Consider the following 12562-nt stretch of genomic DNA (forward strand, 5'->3'; position numbering starts at 1 on the left):
TCACCTTTGCAAGCTTTTTATTTACTTATTTTCAATCAGTTATGCTTAAGTGAACGCGCATGGGCAGGGACCACTGTCCCTCCCGCGACTGCAGGATCCAGCTCTATAGCCACGGCAAACAGCTCAAAGCAGGTAGGCTTATTCCACCTCCCCTATGAGCCACTCCATACGGATCGCAAATCCCCACAACAGCTAAAAACTGTCATGGCACTGTCCAGCTGCATCCACTTCACTCACAACTTCCTACTTGTCTCATGGCCCCATCCTTACCCTCGACGACTTCCTCAAATCTTCCGGCCTAGGCCCTCAATCACAAACCACCTCTTGGACAAAGCTCACGCATCCACAGTGAGCCCCTCTCTCCTGAAAGCAATGCCTGACAAAGATCTTCAGATTATAGCCATTGATCAGAATAAACCAACATCTGCTCAAGCCATGACTTCTTGTGACGCTACCAGCGCATCTTCAAACTCTCTAAGCTTATGATGAAACTCGGATTCCACATAGTTAGTAAACAAGCCATTTAGCTCTTCAGATGCAGCGTCCACACGCTCAGCAATTTCGAGCTCAGCATCGAGGATATTCTGCTCACTTGGTTCCAGCCCTTCTAGACAGATCTCTTTGGACTTTTGCAAATATTCCAGCATACCCTCAGCCCCGATCACTTTCAGCCCCTCTGTGATAGGAAGGTACAAAGGTCCAACTGAGGAGTCGAAAAATTTATCCGCTCCTGTCATGTTTACCAGAACACTCAAACGCTCCAAACAGTAGACAGCTCTCTCATTCGGGCTCAACTCACCAACTCGCGCGTCATCATGATCGATTTTGGCTGCAATTTCCTCCGACAATTTTACCCTACGAGCATGTGGATCTTCCACTTTCGTACTCGCCAACACGTTATCAGTCCTCAGCGTTTCACCAAACTGAACTGGGGTAAAGGTGAGAGGCAAACTTTCACTAACCGCCCAGTCTCGAAATCGCTTAGAACACAGTAAGTGTTGGAATTTGTAGATATCTGAATATTCTTCTAAAGCATGAGGGACTTCACCTAAAGATTCCATTGTAAAGACTAGGTCAGCACCTTGCAGTCTCTCTAGTTCTGAATGTTCATATTGCAACAGTGGAGGGTAAAATTTATCGCTTATATGTAAGCTTTTTAAACTGAGATGATCGGATGTAATTTGACCAACACCATCAACTAAGTTGTTTTTCAGAGGGCCACATAAAACTGAAGATTCAATCTGGAATATTTTATAAGTCGTACTCCCGTTCAGGGCTACAGGGCTTAGACTCAACCCATTGAAATGCTTTTCTTTCAGAAGATCTACCATGGCTTCGTTGCAGATAATTCTTTGGGATCTTCCTGCAACTTTACCTATGAGAGGCTTACTAGGTAATTTTTTTGCCTCGAGAACTAACTGAGACACCTTCTGTATTGTAGCGTGATCCATGCTTGATAATTCTAGATCAGAATCGACTTTATAGTATGCGGCACCCTCCATTTCAGCTGTAGTAAAAAACCTCGTTCCTGTCACAGGAAACGACAAAGGCTTACGTTTCAATCGTTCATTACCAAAGTGTGGACTACGACCTATGCCCGAGAAATATTTTAACACACTCACTGACAAGTCAGATTTGTAGTCACCTTTATATGTAATATAGCCTGCTGGTGTTCTCGGATAAGAATGTAGACTTGGAAAAGCTTGTAATAGCCCATCAATTTCATTGCTAGGCAAATAACGTTCATGACGCCTAGGCTCATCACCAGTAGGTGATAGAGTAAATTCAATTTCTTCAATCATGTCTATAGGTTATCTACGTTGGTTCTGCCTTTCCAATCTCTAACTATCAAAACAATACCTACACTACGACACGCACACAAGCAGGGAACCACTGTCCCTCCTGCGCCTGCTGAATCCGACTGTATAACCACAGCAAACACCTAAAAACCAAGCATTGATCTTCCAACATTGAATGGAAGAGTTCTTATATGAACACTACGACTTCTTGAGCAATTACTTTTCTATCTCAGCTAGTCCCTGACGTAATTCATTGAGTGTATATCCTTTCGTACCGAAAAGGTACTTTCCACGACTTGAAGTTCTAATATTATGCAGAACGGTATGATCTTCAGTTGCATACTTCGGAACAAACATTACATAAGAAATATCACGTTTATATCCCCTCCTCTCATGCTGCCTTTGTAATATTCTTCGCAATCTCCCCAAATACCACTTATCAGCATCTTCAACTAGCGCGTCGCTTCGCAAGTCTCTAATTTCAACTTTGCCACCTCTATCTATTTTTCCATAGTAAGCTTTTTGTCCACTCACACTCAAAAAAAAATCCTCCCCATAGGCAATCGAGGACAACAACGTAATAATGATAAAACATCTCAATCTCATAACCAACAACCTATCTATAATCTAACGGAAAAACTTACATTTAGAATCACAAGCAATGCTTTGTTAGATACAAAAATTGCTGTGACCTTTTCTACCTTATACCTATTCGTAAATCCCCACAGCCCTAGATATAAATATCTCTCGGCTTCGCGCCGTCGGCAGGCCCAATCATATTGCGCTCTTCAAGGATATCCATCATCCGTGCAGCACGTGTGTACCCGAGGCGCAACCTGCGTTGCAGCAATGACGTACTCGCCTTCTGCTCTGTGGTGATCACCTCAATACATTTCAACAAACATTCCTCATCGGCATCGGAAAGTTCATTATCATCACCCTCCTCAGAACTACCTCCACTGTCGATACTCTGCTGCACTGATTCCTCAAACTTCTGTTCTGACTGCTTAGCACAATGGTCCACAATCGCCTCCACTTCCTCATCGGAAACAAATGCCCCCTGTGCACGTTCTAACTTTGCTGAGCCAGGTGGTAAATACAGCATGTCGCCCTTACCCACCAACTTGTCTGCCCCCTTCGTATCCAAGATCACCCGTGAGTCGAGCGCCGATGATACCTGGAAAGCAATTCGGCTCGGAATGTTTGCCTTGATGATTCCCGTCACCACATCCGCACGTGGAGTCTGAGTAGCAATGATCAAATGAATGCCCGCCGCACGCGCCTTCTGCGCAATGCGAGCAATATTCATCTCAACGTCCGCTGGCGCCGTCTGCATCAAATCTGCTAGCTCATCAATAATCACCACAATATAGGGGAAACGATCCGGTATCTCAGACTCTTCATCCTCTAAATCTAACGCGTCATCCTCGTCAACCATACTAGGTCCCAGTTCTCCATCTTCCAGCGCTCTGGCTATCGACTCGATTACTTCTGGATCAGGCTCCTCTTCCGGCTCTGCCTCTTCAGCTACCTCAGCTTCCACCACCGGCTCTTCCTCTTTCTCAGGACGTGGACGGTTATTAAAGCTGTCGAAATTCCGCACCCCACACTTCGCAAATAAACGATAGCGCTTCTCCATCTCGTTCACCACCCAGCGCAATGCTGCCACCACCTTGTTAGGATCGGTTACCACAGGCACCACCAAGTGCGGTAGCTGGCTATACACCTGCATCTCCACCACCTTCGGGTCCACCATGATGAAACGTAATTCATCCGGGCTAAATTTAAATAAAATAGAGGTGATGATCGAGTTGATACACACCGACTTACCTGCCCCTGTGGCACCAGCCACTAACAAGTGAGGCATCGCAGCCAAGTCACCAATCACCGTGTTCCCATACACGTCCTTACCCAAAGCCAAAGGAATCTTCTTCTTCGCCGAAGTAAAGGAATCGTCTTGTAGCAACTCCCGCAGTGGCACTGCCACTTTGTCATCATTCGCAATCTCAATCCCCACCGTGTCCTTGCCCGGAATCGGTGCCAATATGTTAATCCTCTCCGCCTTCGTAGCCCTAGCAATGTCCGCTTCTAACTGAGTAATTCGACTCACTCGCAAACCCATGCTAGGGTAGACCTCATAACGTGTGATCGTCGGCCCGCGTGTGATGTCACCCGCCGTCACATCCACACCAAATGCCTTCAGTGTGTCCACGATCGTCTTCTGCACACTCAGAAGCTCACCTTGATCCGCTCCTGCTTGCTCAGGCTCAGAGTCGTCATACGCTAACAAATCAAAGCCAGGCAACTCGTAATCTTCATACCCATCCGTCGCCAATGAAATGCCATCTTGCTTTTTCTTCTTCTCAAATGGCTTAGCCCCCGGATCTAACTTGGGCTTCTTGCGCTGCGATGAATCAATAATCTGTGGCTTTGGAATCTCCTTGAGATCCATCTCCACCTGAGGGTTCGCCTTCTCTTCTTTCTCCTTCTTCTCCTTCGCCTTTGCCGCCTTCTTCTCCTTTTCCTCTTTCACGCGTGCCTTCTCAGCTTCTGCCTTCTCTTTCGCCTCCGCCTTTGCGGCATCGCGCTCAGTCTGACGCGCCACTCGCTCAGCCTCACGAGCCGCACGCTTACTTTCCTTCTCAGCCAGACGCTCTTTGTCGTTCGCTCGCTGTTCCTTCCACTCCTTAAACTTAGCCCAACATACCTTCGTAAATTGAATCGGATTCAAGCCCGTGAGCATGATTGTCCCAATCAAATACAAGACAACTAACAATATGATTGCCCCTGTCTTGTTCAATAATGCCTCCAACACCTTCGTGCCAATCCCATACCCAGCAAAACCTCCCGGGTACATGATGTGGTTCCGCTGCGCCCACCCAGTCAAAAATTCCGTCACCCCAAGCAAACACGAACCCGTCAACACAAGACAAAATAAACCAATCACCGTGCGCCGCGAAAACTTCGCCCCCATGAAGGCATACGCCACCCCTAACCAAACCATCCCAATCGGTAACAAATACCCCGCTGCCCCAAATACAATCAGTACAAAATACGACAGCAATGCCCCCACCACTCCGATCGAGTTCTCTCGTGGCACGTTCGGCTCATTGTCCTCAACCCCACCAATCCCCAATATAGGCATGTCATGCGGCGTGTAGGTAATCATCGCCAATGTTAAGATAACCCCAATACCTATCAGGGCTATTCCCGCTACCTCATTGAACCATGAAGGCAAATTGCTCTCAGGCTCTTCTCCGCGCACCGTGTTCTTCTTTGCTGCCATACTCGCTTCTGGTTCCTGTCTTTGGGGAGAACCCGACTCCCCAACATCCCAGCCTATCCCCCTCATGGCAAGCGAGAATTCTTAGGATTCCTTTATTGTTAAGGACGCACGGAAAGCCCGCCCCCCTCTCCCAGCTACCCACCTCCTCATCCTGAGGTCGTAAAATCCCTCCTCTTTATAGAAGCCCCAATGTTTTTTGACCTCTCTACCATTCAGGCCTATACTCAGGCATCGTCATGCCAAAGAAACTCATCCCATTTTTCCTAAGCCTCTTCACCCCCTGGTTCGCGCATTCCGCTGAGCCCACTGAAGTAGAGGCCCTCGATGCACCAGCCCCCACCGAGTTCATCCGCGTCACCCGCAGCGATACCAACACGAAACTACAAACCGCTGTGACGCGCTATACCCGCGGTGACACCACCGTCGACCTCATCGGTGCCGTCCATATCGGCGACGCCAACTACTACACCACCCTCAACGAAAAATTTAAAGCCTACCCCGCCCTCCTCTTCGAAATGATCGGCGGAGAAAACCTCGGCGCCGGAAATGCCATCCCACAAAATGGCGAAAAACCCAATGGCGCACTCGGCATGCTCAATACCGCATTCCAAAAAATGCAAACCGCTCTCGACCTCAAAGGCCAAAAAGACCTCGTCGACTACAGCCCAGAAAACTTCATCCACGCCGACCTTACCATCGAAGAATTCCACAAACTTAACCAAGAAAAAAAACAATCGCTCGGTAGCTTCATGCTCAAACAAGCCTTTGCCAAACCCTCCGGTAAAGAACCTAGCTCCATGGGCCTCATCATGGCTCTCATCGCCCGTGACCCCAACAAACTAAAACTCCAACTCGTCGATACCCTCGGCGAAGGAGATGCACAAATGGCCGCCATGACCGGCGATAATGTCATCATCAATGACCGCAACCTCAAATGCCTCGCCGTCATGCAAGACCAAATCAAAGAAGGCACCCAAAAAATTGGCATCTTCTACGGCGCTGCCCACTTCCCAGATATGGAAAAACGCCTCATCGAAATGGGCTTCAAACAATCCCAACAAACCTGGTTAGACGCCTGGGTCATCCCAAACAAATAACCCCATCACAACCCAATGATACCAAGTGAGGTGCCAAATCAGCCTCAAAGCCATTTTACGCGCTCACATAGCTAAGTGATTTTCCACCTCATTTTCTTCCTGTTCGCACAGTGAAGCAATTTGTCCACAGCGCCTAAACCTCCACCCAACTTCTGCACCCACCGTGAGACTTCTTGTACTCAACCACGAGTGGCGTCGCTAACTCCTCAGTCTCCACATAGGCGACATTGATTGCCCCCGCCAGCATCCCCTTCCCTTCCCACTCAAACCTCTCCCGCACCAAGCTCTCGGCGTACACATGCCTACCATCCAAGGCCATCACTTGCTCCCAGTCCCTCAATGCCTCCACCCTCAGCACCCGACAACAGTATCGGATCTCCACCAACTCTCCCACCTCATAAACTTTCTTCTCACTATCAGGAGCCCAATGCCGCGCAAGCTCCTTGACCTGCCCAACCTGCTTGTGGAAAAGGGTCGGAAAAAGGTAAAACCTCTCGTGCTCGAACTGAAATCCCTCCCGTCCCTCGTGAATCCCTCCCTTGCGGATGATCACGTCCTGCTCCCCTCTGCCCAGTGCTTCACACACACTCGCCCATTCCTTGAATGCCACTGCCATAACAGCGACTTACGCTGACATCTCTCCGATTTCAAGTTTTTGCTAGATGCCCATCCTCCCAAAAGCTACCTTTCGAATACTATGTCTGAGATTCTCCTTGCCCTCCTCGCTGGCCTCCTCGTTGGCCTCATCTTTTCCGCTGTCAAACTTCCCCTCCCCGCACCCCCCGTCCTCCCAGGCATCATCGGAATTCTCGGAATCTACCTCGGCGGCCACCTCTATCAGTGGATCCTCAAAAGCTTCTTCTCATAACTCCCAACTCCGAGTTACAGTTCAAACGTCTTATTATAATTGCAGTAGGTCGGTAATTTGCCTAATTACCACCTATCACTATGACTAAGAATATTGCAAAAATCCTAACGGTCTGTGTCGGTGTCGCTTTGACAAGTTGCTCAAGTAACGATGAAAACTCCGCTACCACAAACCCAGAAAATCAAAAATCCTTCAAACTCGCCTGGAGCCCATACACTGGCTGGGAACCCATCGCCTATATGGTCGATTCCGGTATCCTCAAAAAACATGCCGATAAACACGGCATCGAAATCCAAGTCGATAAACTCAACGACTACGTAGAATCTATCAATCTCTACACCTCAGGCGAATACGACTGCGTCAGCGTCACAAACATGGACGCTCTTACCATGCCTGCTGTCGGTGGTGTCGATTCCACCTTCATCCTCCCAACAGACTTCTCCAACGGCAATGATGCCATCGTATCAAAAGGTGCCCAGAGCATCCCAGAGCTCAAAGGCGCTACCATAAACCTCGTGGAATTCTCCGTCAGCCACTACTTGCTCGCTCGCGCCCTCCAAGAAAATAACCTCTCCGAAAAAGACCTCACAGTCACCAATTCCTCAGACGCACAACTCGGGGCCCTCTTCACCGCCAGTGACTCAGCCAATGTCGTCACTTGGAATCCAATCGTGAATTCTATCAAATCACAACCCGGCGCCAAGGTTCTCTTCGACTCCTCCATGATCCCCGGAGAAGTCATCGACACCCTCCTCGTAAAAACCGAGTCCAATGACGCATTCAAACAAGCCCTTACAGATGCGTGGTATGAAACCATGGCTGTCATGCAAAAAAATGAGCCCGAAGCCATGAAAATCATCGCAGCCAGCGCCGGTGGCTCACTCGAGGATTACCAACAACAACTCGCCACTACCGAGATGTTCTATAACAAAGCTGATGCTGCCAAGTTCTTCAAATCCAATGAAGTGAAAACCACCATGGAGTTCGTCCGCACCTTCGCCTACGATAAAGGACTCTTCGGTAAAGATGCTCCTAACAAAGACTTTATTGGTATTGAGTTCCCAGATGGCTCTATCATCGGCGATAAAGAAAACGTGAAGCTTCGCTTCTCAGCCCAGTTCCTAAAGTAACTCACCTCACACTTCTAGCACCCACTCTTTTCTCCAGATCAGAGTGGGCCTGCTCAGACCATAGCCCCATTCCTCACCCAAATGGCTTCTTCTAAGCACCGTAGCCCATTGCTTCTCGGAATCTTTGCCAAACCAGGTAAACTTGGCTGGCTCCTCGGCATCCTGCCTTTCCTCATCTGCATCTTCTCCTACTCCCATCTCTCAAAAAAACGCTTAGACGAAAACCCTAACGACAAGCTTACCCCAAGCTGGTCAAAAATGGTTCAAAAAACCAAATCCCTCATGACTGTTCCGGATCGTAGAACCGGAGAACTCGTCTTCTGGGACGATACCAAACATAGCCTCGTTCGCCTCCTCAAAGGTATCTCACTCGCCGCCCTCGTCAGTATTATTCTAGCCATCCTCCTCGGCCTCTTCCCCGCCGGACGTGAGCTAGGTCAAAACTTCGTCAACACACTCTCATTCATCCCACCAGTCGCCATACTCCCTATTTTGTTAGTCGCCGTCGGTGTCGGAGAAACCAGCAAAGTGGCACTCATCTTTATCGGTACCTTCCCCCTCATGACCCGTGACCTCACACTCTACGTCCAACATATCCCCAAAGAACAAATTATCAAAACCATGACGCTCGGCGCCAACCAATGGCAACTCGTCTACAAAGTCGTCCTCCCACAACTCCTTCCCAAAATTATCGAAACAGTAAGACTCAGCATCGGCGCCGGCTGGATCTTCCTCATCGTCGCCGAAGGCATCGCTTCTAGTGAAGGCCTCGGATATAGAATCTTCCAAGCCAGACGCTACATGGCCATGGACACCATCATCCCCTACGTCCTCTGGATCACCCTCCTCGCATTTCTCGCCGATACCATCTTGCGCCTCACCACTAACCACTTCTTCAAGTGGTACAAAGCTACCAGCAAACGCTAAATCATGGAAACGCTCCACTTCAACGACATCTATAAGTCCTATCCTACAAAACACGGTGAGCCATTCCTCGTCCTCGATAATATCGACCTCACAATCCATAAAGGCGAATTCTGTACCCTCGTCGGCCCCTCAGGCTGCGGAAAGTCCACCTTGCTCAAACTCATCCTCGGTCAAGACTTCGCCACCAGCGGCCAACTCACCATTAAATCAACCCCAGTAGGACACCCAGATTCTACTCGTGGCGTCGTTTACCAAAAATATTCCCTCTACCCTAACAAAACAGTCCTCCAGAATGTCCTCATGGGACCATACTTCAAAATCCCATTCTGGAAAAAACAAGAACGCCAAAATGCTAAAGACTACGCCATCGAGCTCCTCACGAAAGTTAAGTTAGAAAAACACCTCAATAAATACCCACACGAACTCTCAGGGGGCATGCAACAACGTGTCGCTATCATCCAAGCACTCATTACCCAACCCGAAATCTTGCTGATGGATGAACCCTTCGGTGCCCTCGACCCCGGCACCCGAGAGTTTATGCAAACACTCTTGATTGAACTCTGGGAAAAATACCAACTCACCATCCTCTTTGTCACTCACGACCTCGAAGAAGCATGCTTCCTAGGTACCCGCTTGCTCGTTCTCTCCCAGTACTACACCGACGACCGAGGCGCAGACTTCCAAAGAGGTGCAAAGTTTGTAGTGGATAGACCCCTCCATAAAGAGCCAACATCTACACACATTAAAGAAACCGCCGAATTTGCCGAACTCGTAGAAAGTATCCGCCACCAAGGCTTTAACCCAGCACACCTCCAGCACGTTACCGAATTCGACCTCAGCCACCCACAGTCGTGGAGCACCCTCAACTCACAAGAAAATAACTCTAGTCACTAACCATGAAACTACGCAACCTAATTGCCTCAGCTTCCGCGGCCCTCATCGCCTCCCTGAGCCTCTCTCACGCCCAGCTCTCACAACAACCCCTCACCGAGGTCATTAAAGCCCCTACAGGCACTCCTAATACTTCAAAAAATTGGCGCGTCCCCATGATCACTTGGGGCGCCGACCTCCAAGAAATCGAAGCTAACGGCGGCCTCAAAACAAGCCCTAACTCAATCTTCGGCTCCAAAGGCCTCACGATCGAACTCTTCCGCCAAGACGACTTTAGAAAACAAGTCGAGCTCTATAAAAAAGGCGAAATTAACTTCCTGCGCGGCACTGTCGGTATGCTCAATGCCGCTTCAGAATTGCTCAATACTGACCCAGCCACTGAGTTTGAGGTCATCTACCTTCTTTCTCGCTCCAATGGTGGTGACGCCCTCGTCGCGAAACAACATATCAAAACCATCAAGGACCTCAAAGGCGCCACAATCGCCGTCCAAGCCTACGGACCACACGTCGATTATATGTCCACCATCCTCCGTAGCGCCGGCCTCTCAATCAAAGATGTCAAAGTCGTCTGGTGCCCCGACCTCTTCCTCGTCGATGAAAATTCAAAAAGCCCCATCCTCGCTCTCGAGGGCAGTGGCGTAGATGCCGCATTCGGTATCATCCCAGAAGCTCTGGCGGCCACTTCAGACGGTACCGTGGGCTCTGGCGCTGAAGGATCTATCAAAGGTGCGCACATCTTGCTCTCTACCAAGTCAGCTTCCAATGTCATCTACGACGTCTACGCCGTACGCAAATCCTTCGCCACACAACATAAACAAGAAGTCGAAAAATTCGTAAATGGCATGCTCGTCGCCAGAGAAAAACTTGCCAAAAAAATGGCAAACCAAGACCCAGCCACACTCAAACGCGGAGCGCAAATCCTCCTCGATGATCCCTCCGCTACCGAAGACATGCTCGGCATGTATAAAGATGCCGCACAAGCCACTTGGTCAGAAAATAAAGCATTCCTCAATAGCCCACACGGCAGAAACCTCCTCCAAGTCAGCGATAAAGTTCAAGAAGACTTCGTCACCATGGGTCTCCTCTCCCGTAAACACAAAATCACTTCTAACATCATCAACTTCGACGCCCTCAAACAAGGCCTCACAAATACCTCCGAACAAAAAGCTGCCACCTTCGATGCCGCTAAACGTGACGAACTCCTCCGAAAAAAACAACAAAAAGGAGCACTCTCAGAAGGCGAACTCTATTCTTTCGAAATCTACTTCCAACCAGGCCAAAATAACTTCCCAGCCTCACAGTACGAACAAGAATTTGCGAAAGCTCTCGAACTTATCTCCATCTACGGCGGCGCCATCCTCACCGTCGAAGGACACTCAGACCCACTCGGCTACCTCAAAAATAAATACAAACAAAAAGCCGCCCCCATCGTCCTCCAAAAACAAAAACAAGCGGCTCTCAACCTCAGCTATAGCCGTGCTAATGCCGTCAAATCAAGCCTCATGGATTTCGCCAAATCCAATCAACTCGTCATCGATGAATCACAATTCGGTGTCATCGGCCACGGTATCGTCCACCCAAACTTCAAACTCGACTCCAATGGCGACATCGATAAATCCAATGCCCCTAAAACAAAAGAGGAATGGAACCGTATGCGCCGTGTCAAATTCCGCCTCGTCCAAGTAGAGGCTGAAGCTGAAGTCTTCGAACCACTCGGACTCTAAACCCTATGCGTTCTCATTTCCCAATGAAACCAATCTATAAAAAATTCGCGCTAGCTTCAGCTGCCAGCTTCGCAGCCCTGCTCCATACATCATGCGATAACTCTAGCTCAAAGAAAGAGGCCTACTCAGAAGCCACCTTCGAGCTACGCAGTGATGCGTCGGACTCCCCCCAAGGCTCCCGCAAAGTCTGGCCACCGGCGACCGATACCGTAGCCCCTAACCTCATGACCGAAAACTACCTCGTCGTCCTCGACGATAGTGGCTCGATGAGTGGACGCCGCATTGCACAAGCCAAAGAAGCTCTGAAAAAAATTGCCCGCACACTCCCAGCCGAGCACAACCTCGGACTCCTCTTCCTCAACCGTGACTCTGAGCTCAAACTCGGTACTGAGAACCGAGACGCCTTCACCCAACTCATTAGCACCACGCACGCAAGCGGTGGAACCCCACTCCTCGCGTCAACCAAGCGTGCCGTCCTCGCTATGACCAAGCAGGCCTCCCAACAAAAAGGACTAGGCGCTTACCACCTTATCATCGTCACGGATGGCGAGTCCTCAGATGGTTCCCCACTAGGACTCGTCGCCTCAGCCGTTCTCCAAACAGCTATCCAAGTCCACGTCGTCGGCTTCCACGTCGATGACCACGAACTCAATGACACCCGCTTCGTCGACTACCAAACAGCTTCTAACACCGATGAACTTATCAAAGCATTCGAAGCCGTAGCCGCAGAAACAAACACATTCTCAGACCCTAAAGAATTCTCAGCACACTAGCGTGCTGTCTGCTAAGTAATCGACATTTTTTGCGAAAGGCCATTTTTCTGATCAAGAACGTAATTGA

At 49.3% G+C, this 12562-nt stretch carries 11 protein-coding genes; 7 read left to right on the forward strand and 4 right to left on the reverse strand.

Annotation, left to right across the window (positions count from 1 at the left end):
• Positions 1-428 precede the first annotated feature (428 nt).
• The 3 genes from ACFSW8_RS08230 to ACFSW8_RS08240 form a co-directional block, all read right to left on the reverse strand.
• Entirely contained in the window at positions 429-1802 is a 1374-nt protein-coding gene (locus ACFSW8_RS08230; protein WP_377177930.1) for a DMP19 family protein, read from the reverse strand.
• A gap of 213 nt (positions 1803-2015) precedes the next feature.
• Positions 2016-2333, reverse strand: coding sequence for a hypothetical protein (locus tag ACFSW8_RS08235; protein ID WP_377177932.1), 318 nt, complete (start codon positions 2331-2333; stop codon positions 2016-2018).
• Positions 2334-2529: 196 nt separating this feature from the next.
• Entirely contained in the window at positions 2530-5085 is a 2556-nt protein-coding gene (locus ACFSW8_RS08240; RefSeq protein WP_377087105.1) for a DNA translocase FtsK, read from the reverse strand.
• Between the two features lie 236 nt (positions 5086-5321).
• Between ACFSW8_RS08240 and ACFSW8_RS08245 the strand changes: the two genes are divergently transcribed.
• Positions 5322-6182: a hypothetical protein gene (locus ACFSW8_RS08245; RefSeq protein WP_377087108.1), complete on the forward strand. Its 861-nt coding sequence runs from the start codon at positions 5322-5324 to the stop codon at positions 6180-6182.
• 133 nt (positions 6183-6315) lie between these two features.
• Here the strand turns inward: ACFSW8_RS08245 and ACFSW8_RS08250 are convergent, their stop codons facing one another.
• Positions 6316-6798, reverse strand: a complete 483-nt coding sequence (locus ACFSW8_RS08250) for a DUF1802 family protein (protein ID WP_377087110.1) — start codon at positions 6796-6798, stop codon at positions 6316-6318.
• Between the two features lie 81 nt (positions 6799-6879).
• Here ACFSW8_RS08250 and ACFSW8_RS08255 point away from each other — a divergent pair, with 81 nt between their 5' ends.
• From ACFSW8_RS08255 to ACFSW8_RS08280, 6 genes are all read left to right on the forward strand, one after another.
• Complete coding sequence (locus ACFSW8_RS08255) at positions 6880-7050, forward strand: DUF1427 family protein (RefSeq protein WP_377087112.1); 171 nt, start codon at positions 6880-6882, stop codon at positions 7048-7050.
• 80 nt (positions 7051-7130) lie between these two features.
• Positions 7131-8180 carry a putative urea ABC transporter substrate-binding protein gene (locus ACFSW8_RS08260; protein WP_377087114.1) on the forward strand — a complete coding sequence of 350 codons (1050 nt, stop codon included), beginning with the start codon at positions 7131-7133 and terminating at the stop codon, positions 8178-8180.
• An 81-nt stretch (positions 8181-8261) separates the two neighbouring features.
• Entirely contained in the window at positions 8262-9107 is an 846-nt protein-coding gene (locus ACFSW8_RS08265) for an ABC transporter permease (RefSeq protein ID WP_377087117.1), read from the forward strand.
• Positions 9108-9110: 3 nt separating this feature from the next.
• Positions 9111-10001 (forward strand): ABC transporter ATP-binding protein, encoded by an 891-nt coding sequence (locus ACFSW8_RS08270; RefSeq protein WP_377087119.1) that lies wholly within the window; start codon positions 9111-9113, stop codon positions 9999-10001.
• Between the two features lie 2 nt (positions 10002-10003).
• Positions 10004-11722 carry an ABC transporter substrate-binding protein gene (locus ACFSW8_RS08275; RefSeq protein WP_377087121.1) on the forward strand — a complete coding sequence of 573 codons (1719 nt, stop codon included), beginning with the start codon at positions 10004-10006 and terminating at the stop codon, positions 11720-11722.
• A 23-nt stretch (positions 11723-11745) separates the two neighbouring features.
• On the forward strand, positions 11746-12495 hold the full coding sequence (locus tag ACFSW8_RS08280) for a vWA domain-containing protein (protein ID WP_377177934.1): 750 nt from the start codon (positions 11746-11748) through the stop codon (positions 12493-12495).
• Positions 12496-12562: the final 67 nt, after the last annotated feature.

Origin of the sequence: Rubritalea tangerina, from assembly GCF_042683245.1 — a bacterium.
Taxonomy (GTDB): domain Bacteria; phylum Verrucomicrobiota; class Verrucomicrobiia; order Verrucomicrobiales; family Akkermansiaceae; genus Rubritalea; species Rubritalea tangerina.